12 protein-coding genes are annotated in these 17,506 nt (G+C 73.4%); 7 read left to right on the top strand and 5 right to left on the bottom strand.

Annotation, left to right across the window (positions count from 1 at the left end; genetic code table 11):
- Positions 1–109: 109 nt before the first annotated feature.
- Together lanKC and ACYVF7_RS39160 are read right to left on the bottom strand one after the other, a co-directional pair.
- A complete protein-coding gene (gene lanKC, locus ACYVF7_RS39165; RefSeq protein ID WP_460350728.1) occupies positions 110–2,671 on the bottom strand; it encodes a class III lanthionine synthetase LanKC in 2,562 nt (853 codons plus the stop codon).
- Positions 2,672–2,792: 121 nt separating this feature from the next.
- Positions 2,793–4,463 carry a helix-turn-helix transcriptional regulator gene (locus tag ACYVF7_RS39160; protein WP_460350726.1) on the bottom strand — a complete coding sequence of 557 codons (1,671 nt, stop codon included), beginning with the start codon at positions 4,461–4,463 and terminating at the stop codon, positions 2,793–2,795.
- A 175-nt stretch (positions 4,464–4,638) separates the two neighbouring features.
- Between ACYVF7_RS39160 and ACYVF7_RS39155 the strand changes: the two genes are divergently transcribed.
- The 4 genes from ACYVF7_RS39155 to ACYVF7_RS39140 all read left to right on the top strand — a co-directional run bounded on the left by ACYVF7_RS39155 (position 4,639) and on the right by ACYVF7_RS39140 (position 11,438).
- The gene (locus ACYVF7_RS39155) at positions 4,639–8,016 is read left to right on the top strand and encodes an ATP-binding protein (RefSeq protein WP_460350724.1); all 3,378 of its coding nucleotides are present in this window, start codon (positions 4,639–4,641) and stop codon (positions 8,014–8,016) included.
- Positions 8,017–8,156: 140 nt separating this feature from the next.
- Positions 8,157–9,275, top strand: coding sequence for a glycosyltransferase family 4 protein (locus ACYVF7_RS39150; RefSeq protein ID WP_460350722.1), 1,119 nt, complete (start codon positions 8,157–8,159; stop codon positions 9,273–9,275).
- Positions 9,276–9,477: 202 nt separating this feature from the next.
- Positions 9,478–10,233, top strand: coding sequence for a DUF2334 domain-containing protein (locus ACYVF7_RS39145; protein WP_460350720.1), 756 nt, complete (start codon positions 9,478–9,480; stop codon positions 10,231–10,233).
- Positions 10,234–10,238: 5 nt separating this feature from the next.
- Entirely contained in the window at positions 10,239–11,438 is a 1,200-nt protein-coding gene (locus ACYVF7_RS39140; protein ID WP_460358364.1) for a glycosyltransferase, read from the top strand.
- Here ACYVF7_RS39140 and ACYVF7_RS39135 read toward each other — a convergent pair.
- The 3 genes from ACYVF7_RS39135 to ACYVF7_RS39125 all read right to left on the bottom strand — a co-directional run bounded on the left by ACYVF7_RS39135 (position 11,424) and on the right by ACYVF7_RS39125 (position 14,671).
- Positions 11,424–12,392 (bottom strand): DMT family transporter, encoded by a 969-nt coding sequence (locus ACYVF7_RS39135; RefSeq protein WP_460350718.1) that lies wholly within the window; start codon positions 12,390–12,392, stop codon positions 11,424–11,426. The two genes, ACYVF7_RS39140 and ACYVF7_RS39135, sit on opposite strands and share 15 nt — an antisense overlap.
- Positions 12,392–13,282, bottom strand: coding sequence for an SGNH/GDSL hydrolase family protein (locus ACYVF7_RS39130; RefSeq protein WP_460350716.1), 891 nt, complete (start codon positions 13,280–13,282; stop codon positions 12,392–12,394). Before ACYVF7_RS39130 ends, ACYVF7_RS39135 begins: the two co-directional genes overlap by 1 nt.
- Before the next feature lie 279 nt (positions 13,283–13,561).
- Positions 13,562–14,671 (bottom strand): glycosyltransferase, encoded by a 1,110-nt coding sequence (locus ACYVF7_RS39125; protein WP_460350713.1) that lies wholly within the window; start codon positions 14,669–14,671, stop codon positions 13,562–13,564.
- Positions 14,672–14,994: 323 nt separating this feature from the next.
- Between ACYVF7_RS39125 and ACYVF7_RS39120 the strand changes: the two genes are divergently transcribed.
- From ACYVF7_RS39120 to ACYVF7_RS39110, 3 genes are read left to right on the top strand one after another with little or no spacing between them, the layout of a single operon-like run.
- Positions 14,995–15,930, top strand: a complete 936-nt coding sequence (locus ACYVF7_RS39120; protein ID WP_460350711.1) for an MEDS domain-containing protein — start codon at positions 14,995–14,997, stop codon at positions 15,928–15,930.
- Complete coding sequence (locus tag ACYVF7_RS39115; protein ID WP_460350709.1) at positions 15,927–16,847, top strand: ATP-binding protein; 921 nt, start codon at positions 15,927–15,929, stop codon at positions 16,845–16,847. Before ACYVF7_RS39120 ends, ACYVF7_RS39115 begins: the two co-directional genes overlap by 4 nt.
- A gap of 51 nt (positions 16,848–16,898) precedes the next feature.
- On the top strand, positions 16,899–17,453 hold the full coding sequence (locus tag ACYVF7_RS39110; RefSeq protein WP_460350707.1) for a hypothetical protein: 555 nt from the start codon (positions 16,899–16,901) through the stop codon (positions 17,451–17,453).
- Positions 17,454–17,506 lie beyond the last annotated feature (53 nt).

The following is a 17,506-nucleotide window of genomic DNA, read 5'->3' as shown; positions in this document are numbered from 1 at the left end:
GCTGATCAGGAGGTCTTGATGCAGCAGATCGAGCTCTTGTTGCTGGACAGCTCTCGCGAGTAGGCCTCGTGCTTGAGGTTCTGCAGGTCGAGGATCGCCTTCATGTCTTTCACCTCCGTCCGGTCTCGAGCGTTGGGATCACGGTGGTCGCGGGGTGCCCGGCGGCCAGGAATGGAAGGGGACCGCCGGGCCTCCCCTCGACCGCCATGTGCACGGCGAGCAGGATCCCCGCGGATCCCGTCGCCAGGTCTGTGGAGAGGCGGAGCATGCCGTCGCCCGGGAAGAACACGGCGCCCCGGTGCTCGACCGTGTGCCAGAACATGCGCCGCAGGTGCACGTCGACGCCGGCGTCGCGGCCGTCGCCGAGATGGCGGGCGCAGGTCATGAGCCCGGTGCGGCCCGAGAACAGGCCGGGCAGCACCACGAACTCGGCGCGGCAGGTGTCCCGGACGAGGTCCCGGGCCCGTTCGAACTCCGGGTCCGGGCGGTGGCGGAGGTACTCGTGGAGTACGACGCCGATCCCTCCGCTGCCGGCGTCGAGGTACGGCAGGATGCGCGACGGCTCGCGCACGTACAGGCCGTCCAGGGCCTCCTTGCACCCTTCCAGGTCGCGTCGCAGTGCCGCCGCGGCGACGTCGAGGTGGGCGGGATCCCCGGTGGCCTCGAAGAGCCGTACGAAGAACAGCGCGACTCCGCTGAACCCGTGCATCAGGCCGGGTCGCGAGGGCGGAGCGAGGTCGGCGCCGTCCTCCTCGACGGCGCGGGCGAGCCGCGCGGCGTACGCGAGCGGTTCGTCCAGCAGTGTCCGGTCACCGGTCCGGCCGGCGAAGTAGAGGACGTTCAGGCCGACTCCCGCCAGCCCGCCGAACAGGTCGACCGAGCGGATGGTGTCGCCCATGTCCAGGGCCCGCTCGAAGACGGTCAGCGCCTCGTCCCGTTGGCCGATCCGGTCCAGGGCGAAGGCGATGCCGTGCAGCCCGTTGTAGAACCCCGCGTACGGAAGGGGCGTGCCCCGGCAGGTGCTCACCAGCCAGTCCACGTGGTCGGTGAACTCCGGGTGGTCGGACCGGCCGATTTCCGCTAGCGCGTACAGCACGCCCGCGGCGCCGTACGCGAGGTTCGCGCCGCCGTACCGGAACTGGTCGATGTCGCCGGGGAACAGCCGGTCCGGTCGCTCGGGCGTCGCGCTCGACACGATCCCGGCCACCGCCGAGTCGAACAGGGAGTCCCAGTCGGGATCGGCGGCGCGGCGTCTCCAGACCACGGGCCGTTCCGCCGGGAAGAGCCCGCGGGTGACGACCGAGCCGAAGTCCGCGGGCACCGGGAATCGGTCGACGATGATGTCGAGCAGGTCCAGCGACTTGCGGGGATCCCACTGCATCATCGCGGTGAGGGGCAGGAAGGCCGCCAGCCGAAGACACGCCAGCGCGTACTCGTCGACGTCGAAACCGGTCAGTGTGTCGGGTCCGGCGTAACCCGTCGCGGCCAGCCCGGGCCGGTGCTTCTCGGTGATGTGCGAGGACGACTCGAAGTCGACGAGCGCGATGCGGTCGTCGGGGCGCACGATGACGTTGGACGAATGCAGATCGCCGTAGACGATGCCGTCGCCGTGCATCTCGCGCAGCGCCGATTCCACCTGGGCGACGACGTGCAGCACCCATTCGGTGTATTCGGCGACCTCCCGCTCGCCGGGGCTGTGGTGGATCAGCGGATCCCGGAGCCCACTGGCGCGGAAGAGCGTCTCGCCCTCGATGTACTCCAGGCCGAGGAAGTGGTGCTCCCAGTACCGCGCGGACTCCACCAGCGCGGGCACGAAGGGACGGCCGGCCAGTAGCCGGAGGGCGTGCTCTTCGCGGGCCATGCGGGCGACCGCGTCATGGCCGTTGCGGTCGAGGCCCGCGTGGGGCCTCGCCTCCTTGAGCACGATCCGTTTCCCGGTGCGCAGGTCCACCGCGCGGTAGACGCCGCCGGCGTTGGAGAAGTGCAGGGCCTCCTCGACGCGGTACGGGAACTCCGCGTCCGACTCCGAACCCGCCGCCTGCTGGGCGGCGATGAAGTCCGGCACGGTCACCCAGGACGGCACGCGGAAGGACGGTTGCCGCTCGTCGGGGACCAGCCGCCCGGTCGGGTCCTCGATGGCCGGCAGCAGTTCCCCGGTGCCGGAGACGCAGTACCGCAGGGTGAACCCGCCGTACCGCACGTGGAGCGGGCCGCCGCGCCAGCGCAGGTCGTTGAGGATGTACGGCCCGGTGAATCCGGCGAGTTTCCGGTCGAGCTCTTCCAGTGTCGTGCGCAGTTCGTTCTCGTCGCGCGGATAAATGGTGATCAGTTTTCCGCTGGAACCCCGATGTGCGTACTTGAAATTCGACATGAGCGCCATCGGGCGGCTGCGCAGGAATTTGAAGGCGATTCCGTGGGACACGCAGTGATCCCAGACGATGTCGATCGCCGCCACGGCCTCGTCCAGGCGCACGCCGACGTGGATCTTCCAGCCCTGGTCGGGGAGGTGCGCCTCCACGGGCTGGACGTACACCCACTCCCGCAGCTGCTCGAGCTTCCAGCCGTCCGGCACCGGACGGCTCGCGGCGGCGAACCGCATATTCTCGTCCGGCATTCTCTCCAGACTGTCGTAGAAATCAGGGTCGGAGATCGTGAAATTGGTGTGCGACATGCTTCCCCCGGCGTGCTGCGAGGAATCGTTTCGAAACCGCTTGACCTGAAGATTAGGTGGCGCGTCGATTCCGGCACATCGGCCGAATCATGTAGTCGCGGTTCTCGGGGAATGGGTCGTTCTACCCATGCGGTGGGGCGGCGAGCCCGTGCTCGAAGGCGTAGGCCGCCGCGGCGGTGCGCGAGGACAGACCGAGCTTGGTGAAGATGTTCGACAGGTGCCGCGCCACCGTCTTCTCGCTGAGGCGCAGAGTGGTCGCGACCTGCCGGTTGCTGCCTCCGGCGGCGACGTTGCGCAGCACTTCGGCCTCGCGCTCGGTCAGCCCGTCGGGAAGCGGGTCCCGCCCGCCGAGGCGTCCGTCACGGACGGGCGCGGTGGCCCGGTCGCCGGGCGGCGCGCCCAGCTCCCGCAGCCGGTCGTGGGCGGCCTCGGACTCCAGGTGCGCGGCGTCCTCGTCGCCGAGCGACCGGTACGCCTCGGCGAGCAGCAGCCGCGTCCGCGCGACGGCGTACGGCGCGTCGAGCTCCTGCCACATCCGGCGCGCGGTCCGCAGCACGGCCAGCGCGTCGTCGGCCTTCCCGTCGGCGAGCAGGACCGAGCCGAGGGCCTGTGCCGCCTCCGCCCGCAGACCCGAAGTGCCGTAGGCCGCCGCCGTGGCCTCGAGCTCCGCGGCGGAGACGCGGGCCGTGCCCGCGTCGCCGACGGCGAGCGCGATCTCCACCTGGGCCGGGTGCAGCCGCGCCCGCGCGAGGGCGTTCCCGCTCTCGGCGACGAGCGCGGCCCGGATGGACGCCGCGGCGGCGTCCGGCCGGCCCTGGGAGAGCCGGAGCAACGCCAGCCCCGGCTGCGGATCGCGGCCGAGCTGATGGGCCCGCCGGAAGAAGCCCTCGGCGGCGGTCGCGTCGCCACGGAGCCGGCGGGCCTCACCGGCCTCGTACAGCGCCTCGGCGAGCACGCAGACGCGCACATGCGCCGGGTCCCCGGCGGCGCGCTCGGCCACGCGTCCGGCCGGTCCCCACGCCCCCCGCATCCGGAGGATCCGTGCCCGGTGGACCCGCCAGGCACCGCGGTACGGCACGGTCGCGGGGACGACGTCGGACCACCGGGTGGCGGTCCGTGTCCACTCGGCGGCCCGCGTCAGGTCGCCCAGTTCGTGGCAGACGTCCATGAGGTTGCAGAAGACCGCGCCGGACCAGATCGGGTGCAACCCGTCGGAGAACGCCGTGAGCATCGCCTCGTCGAGCAGCGGGAGCCCGTCGCCCGCGCGGCCGAGGCCGACCAGCGCCCGTCCCTCGCCGAGCAGGCCGGCGGCGAGGAGGAACGCGTCGCCGTACCGGCGCCCGATGCCCTGCATCCTGCGGGCATGGTCGGCGGCCTCGTCGTTCTCCCCGCGGGTCAGCGCGGAGGCGATGTCGAGGTAGATCGGATAGCCGTGCTCGGCGCAGTCCGCCTCGCCGCGCAGCAGGCGGTGCGCCCGGCTCATCCAGCCGGAGCCCATCGCGTCGTCCCCCCACTCGAGGTGGTGCACGGCCAGGAGCACCGCCGCCATCGCCGCCGGGCGTGGTCGTGCCTCCCACTGGTAGAGCCGGTACGCGTCGGTGAAAGCGGCCAGCGACTCGTCGATCTCGCCCACCCGCCACGCCGCCTGGGCGAGGGCGTCGTGGTCGTCGGCCGACATCGGGCCGCTCTCGCGGGCCTTCCTGAACCCGGTCCACGCGTCCATCCAGGCGCGTCGTTCGAAGGCGGATCGAGCCGCCACGAGGTCATCCGTCGTGTTCAACCCCGTTGTCATGAGACCCCCATTGATCCCCGGTGCTTCGTCCCTGCCCCCTACGGCGTGACGTGGACGGGGAGGGGTGTGCCATGGCGTGGCACACCCGCATGACGCTGGGAATCTGTCCGCTTCCGGCCATCTGTTTCGCTGCTCGCCCGGCGTCGCTCCGGGCCCCGGGTGACACCATGACGGCATGCCGGGGGTTGACCGTCACCTCGTCGGTCGGGGGAGAGAGCTCCGCGTGCTCGACGACGCGCTGACCATGGCGCGCGGCGGTGAAGGCCGCCTCGTCGTGGTGGCCGGCGACCCGGGGATCGGCAAGACGCACCTGTGCCGGGAGATCGCCTCCCGCGCCGCGGACGCAGGGTTCGCGGTCGGCTGGGGCACGTGCTGGCCCGAGGGCGGCGCTCCGCCGCTGTGGCCCTGGCAGGCCGTCCTGTCCGACCTGGGCCGTGGAGCGGCGACGGACCTGCTCGGAGCCGATCGCGGCGGGCCGGTCGTCGACCCCGAGCGGTTCGCGCGGTTCGCCGCGGTCGGCGAGGAGCTCGCCCGTGCCTGTGACACCTCACCGGTGCTGGTCGTCATCGACGACATCCACGTGGCGGACCCGGGAGCGGTCCTGCTCGCCCGATTCCTCGCCCGCGCCCTCGCCCGGCGGCCCCTCACACTGGTCTTCACCCGCCGCCACGGCGCGGGCGGCCGTTCGCCGGCCGCCGGGCTGCTGCACGAACTCGAGGACCAGGCCGGATCGCTGACGCTGCGCCCCCTCGACGTCGACGAGACCGACCTCTTCCTCCGGTCGTACGGCTATCGCGACGTCGATCCGGACCTGCGGCGCACGCTGTGGCGGCTCACCGGCGGCAACCCGCTCTTCCTGCACCGGGTGATCGCCCTGGGACCGGCCGATCCCGTGGTCGGGCGGCTGCCCCCAGAGGACGTACGGGCCGCGATCGTCCAGGCCGTGGACCGGCTGGGCGAGCGGGCACGGCAGGTCCTCAGCCGTTCGTCGGTGCTCGGCTCCTCGGTGCCCATCGCGCACGCGGCCGCCGTCGCGGACTGCACGACGGCCGAGTTAGGCGAGGCGCTGGCCGAAGCCGAGCAGGTCGGGCTGGTCGCGCCGCCTGGGCAGGGCGACTTCGCCTTCACCCACGAACTCGTCCGCGAGTCGCTGCAGGAGCTCCTGACCGTCGGCGAGCGGTGCGCGGCGCACGCCAGAGCGGCCGACGTCCTCGCCCCGCCGCAACCGGCCCTGCCGCAACCGGCGCCGCCGCAACCGGCTTCGCGGCAACCGGACCCGCGACAACCGAGCCTGCGGCCACCGGACCTGCGGCCGGACCCGCGACAACCGGCGCTGCCGCAATCGGCTTCGCGGCAATCGGCCTCCTCGCAACCGGCGTCGTCGCCTTCCGGACCGCAGCTCACCGCCTCGCCGCCTCCCGGACGGCCACCCGCCGCGCCGGCCTCCCGGCAGCTCACCCGCTACGCCTCCCACGCCCTGCGGGCGGCGCCACGTTCGCCGGAGGACGGGCGCCGCGCGATCACCGCCTGCCGGGCCGCCGCCAGGGCGATGGTCGGCGGCTTCGACTACGACCAGGCCACATCGCTTCTGGAGGCGGCCGTCACCGTGCACGAGGAGGCCGGCCTGGCCGACCCGGTCGCGGCGCTGCTGGTCGAATGGGCGCAGACGGTGCTCATGTCCGGCCGGCTGGCCGAGGCCCGCGTGCTGTTCGGCCGGGCGGTCGACGCCGCGACCGCCGAGGGGAACCGGATCGAACTGGCCCGCGCGGCGCTCGGCCTCGGCGGCGTCTGGGTGAACGAGCACCGTTCCCGGCCCGACCACGAGCGCGTCCTCGGCCTGCAGCGCCGGGCGCTGGCGTCGCTGCTCCCCGGCGAACACCGGCTGCGCTGCCGGCTCACCGTCCGGCTGGCGGCCGAGGACGTGTACCAGGGCGGTCCGGTCGACCCCGTCCTCGACGCCCTCGAGGAGGCGCGGCGCCTCGGCCACAGCGACGTGCTGGCCGAGGCGCTCTCCCTCACCCACCACGCGCTCCTCGCCCCTCGCTACGCGCGGACCCGGCTGAAGCTGGCCGAGGAACTGATCGCGGTCGCGTCCCCGGCGGGTGCGGGGATGCTCGTGCTCATGGGCCTGTGCTGGCGGGCCACCGACCTGTTCCACCTCGGCGACCCCCGGGCGCCGCGGGCCCTCGCCGAGCTGCGCGACCGCGCGGACGCCCTGAACTGCCGCAGTGTCCTGTACATCGCCGAGGTCATGGAGACCATGCTCCTCATCCGCGCCGGTCGCCTGGAGGAGGCGGAGGCGAGGGCCGCCGAGTGCTTCGAGCTCGGCAGCGAGGTCGGCGACGCCGACGCGTTCGCCTACCTGGGCGCGCAGCTGGTCACCATTCGCTGGCTCCAGGAGCGCGACGCCGAGATGCTCCCCCTGCTCGAGGAGATCGTCGGCTCACCGACGCTCATCCCGGCCGAGTTCGGGCTCCAGGCGACCGCCGCCGTTCTGGCCGCCCGCGTGGGCGAGCACGGCAAGGCGCGACGGATCCTCGACGAGCTCACCGCCTCCGGGCTCGCCGCGCTGCCCGAGTCCAGCACGTGGCTGGGCGGGATGATGTCGATCGTGGAGACGGCGTTCCTTCTCGGTGACGCCGCCGTCGCCCGGGAGGGCTACGACCTGCTCACCCCGTACGCGGAGCTCTCGATCACGCCGTCGCTGGCGGTGACCTGCCTCGGCTCGGTCGAACGCCCCCTCGGGATGGCCGCCCTCGCGTTCGGCCGCCCCGACCGCGCCGTCGAACACCTCGAGCGCGCGGCGACCGCCGGTCGTCTCCTGGGGAACCGGCCGCTGACCGCCGTCACCCTGGGAGACCTCGCCGAGGCGCTGCTCCGGCGCCACCGGCCGGGCGACCGCGAGCGAGCGGCCGACCTCCTCGAACAGGCCCGGCACGAGGCAGAGGCGGTCGGGCTGAAGTCGCGGGCCGACCGCTTCGCCCAGCGCAGCCGCGTGCTCGACGAAGGCCATGCCACCATCCGCCGTCAGGGACGCATGTGGATCCTGTCGCTGGGGGACCATCAGGCGGTCGTCCCCCACCGCCTCGGCGTCGGGTACCTCGCGCGCCTGCTGACCAGCCCGCACCCCATCTCCGCCCTCGAGCTGGCCACGTCCGCCACCGGCGACACCACCCTCGTCGAACCGGCACGCCACCCGATGGTCGACGAAAGGGCGCGAAGCGCGTACCGGAGGCGGGCCGAAGAGCTGACCCGCCGGCTGGCGCAGGCCGCCTCCTCCGATCCGGAACCGGACGAGCGGCTGCACGCCGAACGCGAGGCGCTGCTGCAGGAGCTCAGCCGTACGGCCGACAGAGGCGGCCGTACCCGGTCGTTCCCGGACCCGCGGGAGCGCGCCCGCACCGCCGTACGGAAGGCGATCAAGCGGGCGATCGATGACATCTACGCCGCGGACGCCACGATCGGCGGCATCCTGCGATCCTCGATCACGACCGGCGCGACCTGCCGCTACACCCCGGACGCCGAACGGCCTCTCACCTGGTCGCCCGAATGACGTCACGCCGGCGCGAAGGACCGTTCCACGGTCGGCGAGGCACCGCTCACGGGCTGCGATCAACGCCGTTCGTCCGATGTTTCCTCCGGCGGAACCGGGCGGCGGCCCGGTGGTCGTACGGCGCAGTCAGGCTCACGGCCGTGAAGGTCGCCATCGTGACCGAGTCGTTCCTGCCCCGTGTGAACGGGGTGACGAACTCGGTATGCCGTGTGGTGGAGCATCTGGCCGGTCGAGGCCATGAGGTCCTGGTGGTCGCACCAGGGCCCGGGCCCGACGGCCATGCGGGTCAGCCGGTACGGCTGACGCGGGGGGTCGCACTGCCGTTCTACCGCTCATTCGTCGTCGGAATACCAACGCGCCAGGTGACGGGCGCACTCAACGAATTCGGCCCGGACGTCATCCACCTGGCCGCTCCCTTGGCGCTCGGCGCGTCCGGCGTCGCCGCCGCCCGGCGGCTGGACGTACCGACCGTCGCGGTCTTCCAGACCGACGTCGTGGGCTTCGCCCGCCGGTACGGCCTTCGGGGGGCCGACCACCTCGTATGGGCCTGGCTGCGTCACATCCACGAACAGGCCGACCGCACCCTGGCGCCGTCCAGACCCACGCTGGACGAGCTCCACCGGCGCGGCGTCCCACGGCTGTCGCTGTGGGCGCGGGGAGTGGACGACGGGCGCTTCCACCCACGGCACCGGTCGGCCGCGCTGCGCGCCGGCCTCGCCCCCAACGGAGAGGTGCTCGTGGGCTACGTCGGCCGGCTGGCCGTCGAGAAGCGCGTGTCCCTCCTGCGGCACCTGACCGACATGCCGGGCGTCCGGCTCGTCGTGGTCGGCGACGGCCCGGCCGGGCGGCGGCTCCGCCGCATGCTGCCGGACGCGGTCTTCACCGGGTTCCGTACCGGCCGGGAACTGTCGGAGCTGGTCGCCTCCCTCGACGTGTTCGTGCACACCGGCGCGGACGAGACGTTCTGCCAGGCCGTCCAGGAGGGGCTGGCGGCCGGGGTCCCGGTGGTGGCGCCCGCCGCCGGAGGCCCGCTCGACCTGGTTCGTCCCGGCTACAACGGCCTGCTCTATCCCCCGGACGACCCGTCCATGCTCCGGGCGGCGGTCGCCACCCTGGTGGACGACCCCGCGCTGCGCCGGCAGCTGGCCGGCCAGGCCCTGCTGTCGGTTCGCGGGCGGGACTGGAGCAGCGTCTGCGAGGAACTGGTGGGCCACTACCAGTCCGTCCGGTACGGCCGGGCCGCGCGGCAGGCCGCCTGATGCGCGGCGGCGGGTGGCCGATGGGCATGGGCGGCGAGGCCCCTACGACGGCGGGAGACGCGGCGGGTCACGGAATGGTCGGGTGCCCTGAAGATTCCCGCAACCGGGTCGTCCACTCCGCGTCCGCCGCCCGGAATATCGTCCCGCCGTCCGTTCGAATCATCTCAGGCAGGCAGGGGGACCGGATGGTCGAGGACTCACGGTGCGGCACGGAGTGACGCACCTGGTGGTGAGCGTGCACGACGTCGCTCCCGTGACGGCCGAACAGACGCGGCGCTGGTGCGCGGACGCGGACTCGCTGGGGATCCCGGTGTCGCTTCTCGTGGTCCCCGGCCCGTGGCGCGGCACCTCGCTCGCCGACGAGCCGGGGTACGCGGCGGTGCTCCGGGCCCGGGCCGCGCACGGCGACGAGCTGGTGATGCACGGGTGGAGCCACCAGGCCGGCCCGGAAGGGTCGTTGCCGCGCCGTGCGGTGGGCCGGCTGGTCGCGCGCGGCGCGGCCGAGTTCGGCGCGCTCGACGAGGTGCAGGCGGCCGACCGGCTGATGTCGGGGCGGGCCGTCCTGCGGGAGCTGGGCCTGGTCGCCCACGGTTTCACGCCGCCGGGGTGGCTGGCCTCGGCCGCCACCAACCGGGCGCTGCGCCAGGCCGGATTCCGGTACACCACGTCGCACTTCGGCGTACGCGACCTGCGAAGCGGGCGGCTGTGGCGCGGGTTCGCGCTGTCCCACCGGCCCGGTGGCGCCGGCGAACGGCTCGGGGCCGTCCTGCTGAAGGAGTGGGCGCGGTGGCGGGCGAGGCGTGGCGGTCTCGTGCGCATCGCCCTGCACCCCGACGAACTGGACCGCCCGGGCCTGCGCGACACCACGCTGCGCGCGATCGAAGCGGTGCTCGCGGCGGGAGGCCGGGCGATGACCTACTCGGACGTGGTGGCGGCGGACGCTGTGAGTGCGCATTGAGGATCGTGCAGGTCGCCAACTTCTACACCCCGACGTCAGGCGGCCTGCGCATCGCGCTCGACGAACTCGGCCGCGGCTACCGGCAGGCCGGCCATGAGCGGGTGCTCATCGTGCCGGGGCCAGCCGAGTCGGTGGAGCAGACGCCGGCCGGGCAGCGCATCACGGTGCGCGGCCTCAGCCTGCCCGGCCTCGGGGACTACCGGATCCTGACCGGCCGGAAGCGGGTGCTCCGGCTGCTGGATGCCAGGCCACCGGACGTGCTGGAGGTCAGCGACAAGATCAGCCTTGGCTGGTTGGCCCGGTGGAGCCGCCGGCGCGGCGTGCCGCTCGTACTGTTCTCCCACGAACGCCTCGACGCGATCCTGCTGCCGAGGGTGCCACGCTGGTTCCCGCTGCGTACGGCGGCGAACATCGTCAACCGGCGCCTCAGCCGCCTCGTGGACCGGGTCATCGTCACCTCCGCCTTCTCGGCGGCCGAGTTCGAGCGGATCGGCGCGCCCCACGTCCACCGGATCCCGCTGGGCGTCGACCTCGTCACCTTCCGCCCCGAGCCCGAGGCCGCGCCGGGCTCGGCGGCCCCCGCGGACCCGTACGGCGGCCCCGAGCCCGAGGTCCCGTCGGGCTCGAAGGCCCCCGCGGACCCGTACGGCGACCGGCCGGTACGGCTGGTCACGGTCACCCGCCTGTCGCGGGAGAAGCGCCCGGAGAACGCGATCGACGCCCTGGCCGCGCTCCGCGACCAGGGCGTGGACGCCGCCCTGGTCGTGATCGGTGACGGCCCGCACCGTAGGCGGCTCCGGCGTCGCGCCCGGGGCCTGCCGGTCACGTTCCTCGGGCATCTGTCCGACCGGCGGGCCGTCGCCGGGCTGGTCGCCGCGGCCGACGTCGCGCTGTTCCCCTCCCCGGCGGAGACCTTCGGGCTGGCGACGCTGGAGGCCCTGGCCTGCGGCACACCGGTCGTGGTGCCACCGGAGGGAGCGGCCCGGGAGCTCTTGGACGGCCCGGGCTCCGGGGCGGTCAGCGACGGTACGCCGAGCGGCATGGCGGACGCGGTGCGCGGCCTGCTGTCGATGCCGGCGGCCCGGCGCCGTGCCGCGGCTCGCGCCGCCGCCGAGCGCTACCCCTGGACGGAGACCGTCGCCGGGCTCCTGCGCGGCTACGAGGTCATCGGCCCGGCCGACGCGGAGGTCTCACCCTCCCGGTGACGCGCGTCGCTCATCGTGCAGGCTCGGCGAGGTGGCGAGCACCGCGACGCCGGCCACGATGAGCACGATCGCGACCGCGCTCCCCGAGATCACGCCGGCGTTCGCCGCCGGGGGAGCGTCGAAGACCACCATTCCCACGATCCAGCCGGTCACCGGGTCGGTCACCGTCATCGCCGTCATGGCGGTGGCCAGCGAACCGCCGGCGAAGGCGCTCTGCACCAGGACCGTGCCCAGCACGGTCGAGGCGGCGAGCGCGGCCGGCGGCCAGTCGAGGGCGGTGGCGAGCAGGCCGCGCCGGGCCAGGTCGTCGCCGGCGAACACCACGAAGACGGCGGTCAGGCAGAAGCAGATGCCGGCCGCGACGGCGAGCGCGGCCGTGCGGGACTGCGCGTACGACCGGAGCGACCGGGCGGCGATGAGAAGCAGGCCGATCAGCCCCGCCGCCACCGCCACCACCACTGCCACCGCGGATCCCTGCCCGGCGGTCTGCGGCACCGCGCCGCGGACGCTCACCAGCAGGACCAGCCCGGCGCAGACCACGGCCGCCCCCGACCAGTCCCGGCGCAGCGGCCGGCGGCCGCCGAACATCGCGCCGAGGGGGATCGCGAACAGCAGCTGGGTGACCAGCAGAGCCTGCACGATGACGATCGACCCGAAGTGCAGCGCCAGCGCCTGGGCGCCGAAGCCGGTGACACCCGCCGCCCAGCCCAGCAACCACCGGGGGTCGCGCGCGATCCGGACGAGCAGCGACGACACGCGCGGCGGCGGGGCCCCCTCCTCGGCGGACGAGGAGTGGCCGCCCGCGCCGACGCGGGCCGGCGACGGCCGCCGTGCCGCGTGGTGCCGCTGTGCTTGGTGCCGCTGCGCGGCGGTCCGTGCCGCACGCTGCTGCAGGGCGGCGGAGACCGCGAACAGCATCGCGCCGAGCAGCGCCAGCGGGACGCTCAGCACCATCAGGAGTCCTCGAGGACACCGCTGCCCGCGGCGGGCTCGGGTGTGAGGGCCGCGAGGACGTTGTCGATCTCCGAGCGCAGGCGCGCGTCGAGCCGTGCGGTCCGGTTCCGGATCCGATGCCACCACTCGCTGATCCCCATGCGTACCAGGTGGGGCAGCAGATCGAGGGACCGCCGCAGCACCCACCCCGTCCCCTTGGTGGCCAGCCAGTGGGCCTGGGCCCAGACGCTCGGGCTCGGATGGGCGGGCTGCGGGTCGAGCCGCTCCCACAGGCGAACCCCATGGTCGGCGAGCATGACCGCGAACAGCTGCGCCAGCAGCCGGTGCCCGCGTTCGCTCGGATGGATGCGGTCGACCCCCCACATGTGCCGGTCGTAGAGGGCCGGGTGTCGGGTCAGGTCGAGGTGGACCGTGCCATGACGGGCCGCGAGGTGGTCGAGCACCGTGTTGATCGCCTGAATCCGGCGGGCCAGGGGATACCGGAGCAGACCGGGGATCCGCAGCATGACGCCAGGATCCGGCAGGCTCGCGGTCAGCACCAGAGCCCCGGCCTCCCTGAGCCGCGTGATGGCCTCGTCCAGGTCGGACGCGATCGTCGCGAGCTCGAACCTCCCGCGCAACGTGTCGTTGACGCCGACCACCACCGACGCCAGCGTCGGATGCCCCGCCAGCGCGTACGGAAGCTGGTCGGCGACCACGTCCCGGGTCCGCGCGCCGCAACGGGCGAGATTGATCAGCTCCACGTGTCCCGGAGGCGCGAGCGACTCGCTCAGCAGCGCGGCCCAACCGCGCCAGCCCCCGTCGGGCGCCGGATCGCCGAGCCCGACCGTGACCGAGTCGCCCAAGGCCACGAAACGCAGCACACCGGTGTGTCCGACCGCCGCCGTCATTCCGCGTCCCCGCTCACGGCCGCCTCGCCCACCACGCGGGTCCGGCCGGCTCGCCCACTGCGCCGGTCCGGCTCGCTGGTTCGCCCACCGCGCCGGTCCGGCCCGCTGGCTCGCCCACCGCGCCGTCCCGCCCCGTCGGCTCGCCCACTGCGCCGCCTCGAGCCGCCCGCGCGTCCACCGCGTTCCACCGTCCCGTCGGTTCGTCCATCGCGCCGCGTCGGCCTGCGGCCGGGTCGATCTGCGAACGTCGCGGGTCCGGGCGGCCCGGTGGCCCGCCCGTCACGTCATGCGCCCTGAGGAAACCTTCGACGGCCCCGGACCAGCCGAACCGCTCCGCCTGGGCGCGAGCCAGGCTCCTGCGCCGCGAAGGCTCCCGGGCGAGGAGGTGTTCGACCGCGTCCGCGTACGCCTTCGGGTCGTCCTCGACGGCGAGCCCGGCCGCCCGATCACCTCCGGGAGCGCGCTCGCCCGATTCGCGACGACCGGGGTCCCGCTGGCCAGAGCCTCGAGCCCCGCCAGGCCGAAGGTCTCCACCGGACCGGGCGCGATGGCGACGTCGGCGGTGGCCAGCAGGGACGCGACCAGCCCGCGCGCGCTGACGTGACCGAAGAACCGGACCGGCAGCCCGGCGGCCTGCGCTTCCAGCGCACGCCGACGAGGACCGTCCCCGACCACGGCGAGGACGGCGGGCACCCCCCGGCGCCGCAGTTCGGCGAGCGCGGCGATCGGCCGGTCGGGACGTTTCTCGGGGGAGAGCCGGCTGAAGTGCACCAGGAGGTGTTCGTCGGGGCGCGCGAGGGAGGACCGGAGCTCCCCGTCGTACCGGGCGGGAGAGAAGGAGGCCAGGTCGACGCCCAGCGGTACGCGGATCAGGTTGGTCACGCCGAGCCGGCGGAACTCCTCCGCCGCCCAGTCCGTCGTGCAGACCACGACGTCGAACGAGGCCGCGGTGGCGCGGTTCATGTGGTCGGCGAGGCGCTCGGTGGGCAGTCCCGGCGGACCCAGCTCGCGCAGCAGGCCGCTGAGGTTGTCGTGGGAGACCATCATCGAGCGCACACCGTGTGCTCTGGCCCACGCGCCGGTCCAGCGCAGGGTCGTCCGGTCGGAGACCTCGAGCCGGTCGGGTTCCAGCCGCTCCAGCAGCCGCCGCAGCGAACGCCTCGCGACGATCAGCCGGTAGCCGCCGGTCTTCGGGACGATGGGCGCCGGTACCGTGATCACCCGTCCCTGACACGTCTGTTCGTCGTGCGGTCCGGACCCCGGAACGATGAGGACCGGTTCGTGCCCGGCCTCGAGATAGCCCGTTCCCAGCTCGCGCAGCGCGGTCCGCAGTCCGCCGGAATGAGGTGCGACGGCGTTGGCCAGCCGTACCACCTTGAAACCACCCACCCCTGAAAAGTCGCCTTTCGGGCACGCGGGGCGGCGACGGGGAGATGAGCTGAGGGCGAATCTTCGCCGAAGGGTGATCACAGATGGACCGCCGCGAAGAGGGTGATAGGGGCGTTTTTCCGGGTAGACGGGGCGAACGGAGGGAGGACGGCCGGCCGGGCGGCGCATGGAGGCGCCCGACGTTCACCTGAGGCGTGACCGGCCTGATCGCGATTCGGAGCGATGGGGGCTCGCACCCCGGGCGGACCGGCGGGCCGTTACATTCGTACGATCCAGTCGCGTCAGCGGATCGCGGCCGTCGGTGCGATGGAAGAGGTGGCGCGGTGAGCTTGGACACAGGTGCTCAGGTCACGGATCTGCTGGTCAACGATCACGCGTGCCTGACCTTCGGGGAGACCGAAGAGCTCGCCGACCTGACCGCCGCGTTCGTCCGCGACGGGCTGGCGGCGGGATCGCGGGTGGTGTGGCTCAGCGACACCCCGCAGGCGGCAGCGGTCGAGCTGGGCAGGCGCGGACTCGTCACCGCCACCGCCCCGGCGGATCCTCCGGCTGAGGGAACAGCGGGCGCCGGGCCGATCGCGGTCGTGGACTGCCAGGAGGGTCTGCTGGCCGGCCGGGCGTTCGAGGTCGAGCGGGCGGTGGGCTGGCTGCGTGAGCAGGTCGCGGTGGCCCAGCGGAAGGGGTACCGGGGCCTGCGGGTTGCTCTCGACATGGCGTGGGCGCTGCGGCCGATCGACGGCATCGAGCAGCTCCCGGTGTTCGAGCGGGAGATCGCCAGCATGGTCGGTGAGCTGGCGACGCGAACGGCATCCGGCCCGGGCTCGACCGCGGAGACCAGCGCCGCTCTGTCGGTGCTGTGCCAGTACGACCGGGAACGGTTCGATCCCGTGACCCTCGCCTCGGTCACCCCCTTCCACGCCCACTCGGTCGCGGCGGCCACCTACCACGACGACGAACTGCTGCGGATCTGCCGTCAGTACGCGCCGCCGGGCATCCGCATCGCCGGACAGATCGACGTGCAGGCTCAGGAGGCGCTCGCGCTCGCCCTGAGCGAGGCGATCCGCGTCGACGGCGACATCACCGTCAACATGGCGGAGCTGACCTTCATCGACGTCTCCATCACCCGCATGATCCTGGACGCCGCGCGCAGCATCGCCGACTCTCGCCGCGTGATCCTCAAGTGCCATCCGGCGATCGAGTCCCGATTCGTGATCCTGGGCGCCGCCGATCTGCCCAACGTCGATGTGAGCCGACGATGAGCCACGACATGCCGTACGACCCGCACCGCCCGGACGCCGGCCGCGCACAGGGTGACGAAGCGGTGCCGGCGGCTCGCGCCGCCCCGCCGCCGATCCTCGACCAGCTCTTCGACGGTGACTCCCTGTACGCCCTGCGTTCGGCGGTGGAGGCCCACGCGGTCGAGGCGGGCATGCCGCAGGGCCGCGCCGAGGACATCGTCATCTGTGTGCACGAACTGGCGACCAACGCGATCCGGCACGGTGCCGGGTCCGGGCGGGCGCGCGTCTGGCGCCTGCCCGGCCAGCTTCGCTGCCAGGTCGACGACGACGGCGGCGTGCCCTCGGCCGTTCGCGATGACCCGGCCGCCGCCGATCCGGCCCGGCCCGGAAGCCGGCCCACGCCCGGTGACGACAGCGCCGGCGGGTGGCCCTACCGGCACGGCCACGGGCTGTGGCTCATCCGCTGTGCCGCCGACACTCTCAGCCTCGACTCCGGCCCGGCCGGCACCCATGCCGTCCTCACCTTCACGCTGCCGCGGCCGGGCCCCCGCCCGCCCTTCCACCTCACCTCACGCGCCCTGCCGGTCGATGCGGAGACCGGCCGGCGGCGTCTGGTGCTCACCGCCACCGGCGATCTGGACCTGCGGGCCGGTTCGGAACTCCTCGCGGCGGTCACCGACCTACTGAAGGATCACCCGGCGGACCTGATCCTCGACCTGCGGGGGCTGACCTTCTGGGACACCGCCGGGATGGCCTCGCTGTCCTCCGTCCAGCACCACGTCGACCAGGATCCGCCCGCGAGCGTGACGATCGTGGGCGGGGAAACGCTGCACCGACGCCTCCGAAACGCCGGCCTCGACGAGAAGCTCACGTTCGCCGACGACATCGACGCCGCCGTCCACCCGGCCGAGGACACCGGCCGCGAGACGGCGGGCTGACGACAGCGCGGATATGTACTCTCCGTAGTCATCTTGCTACCATGTGGTGAGATGATGCCTCGACGTGCTGATCTTCCTCGCCGTACGCGCCGGAGCCTGACGGTCCTCGCGGCCGCCGCGCTCCTCACCGGGTGTGGTCGGGGAGAGCACGGCTCCGCCGGCGGCGCCCCGACGGCCCCGACGGCCCCGGCCGTGACCTCCGCGACACCGGCTCACGCCCCGGTCACCGCGACGGCGTCGCCGACTCCGGCGTCGCCGCCGACGAGCCGCGGCGCGCTGAAGGCCTGCAAGAGCGGCAGGTGCGAGGTGAAGGTGACCCGCGGGGCCGACATCCAGGTGGACGCGCGGCGATTCCAGGTCGGCACCATCAACGTCAAGTCCATCGACGATCACCAGTTGTCCTTGGTGATCACGCTTCCCGCGGCAGCGAACCGTCTCGACTGCCAGAGCGACGAGGACTGCGACAGCAGCGTCGTCGGGGGTACGAACACCAACACGGGATACGTGACCGCGCACGGCAGTGCGGTGATCACGGTCAACCGGCTCGTCATCCAGGTGGTCTCGGTCGGCAACGGATCGGCCGTCCTCCGCCTGAAGCCGGCCTGAGCCCATTCGCCTGCGGCCGACCCGGCGTAGCCGCCTGACTGTTCGACATTGTC

The sequence above is a fragment of the Actinoallomurus acanthiterrae genome (genome assembly GCF_054775715.1).
The sequence above is the reverse complement of the archived record's forward strand: the minus strand, read 5'-3'. Positions and strand labels throughout refer to the sequence as shown.

What these genes read in the sequence shown, in the direction of transcription:
- lanKC (WP_460350728.1), bottom strand. Translation starts at nt 2,671, where the DNA reads ATGTCGCACACCAATTTCACGATCTCCGACCCTGATTTCTACGACAGT.
- ACYVF7_RS39160 (WP_460350726.1), bottom strand. Translation starts at nt 4,463, where the DNA reads ATGACAACGGGGTTGAACACGACGGATGACCTCGTGGCGGCTCGATCC.
- ACYVF7_RS39155 (WP_460350724.1), top strand. Translation starts at nt 4,639, where the DNA reads ATGCCGGGGGTTGACCGTCACCTCGTCGGTCGGGGGAGAGAGCTCCGC.
- ACYVF7_RS39135 (WP_460350718.1), bottom strand. Translation starts at nt 12,392, where the DNA reads ATGGTGCTGAGCGTCCCGCTGGCGCTGCTCGGCGCGATGCTGTTCGCG.
- ACYVF7_RS39130 (WP_460350716.1), bottom strand. Translation starts at nt 13,282, where the DNA reads ATGACGGCGGCGGTCGGACACACCGGTGTGCTGCGTTTCGTGGCCTTG.
- ACYVF7_RS39115 (WP_460350709.1), top strand. Translation starts at nt 15,927, where the DNA reads ATGAGCCACGACATGCCGTACGACCCGCACCGCCCGGACGCCGGCCGC.
- ACYVF7_RS39110 (WP_460350707.1), top strand. Translation starts at nt 16,899, where the DNA reads ATGATGCCTCGACGTGCTGATCTTCCTCGCCGTACGCGCCGGAGCCTG.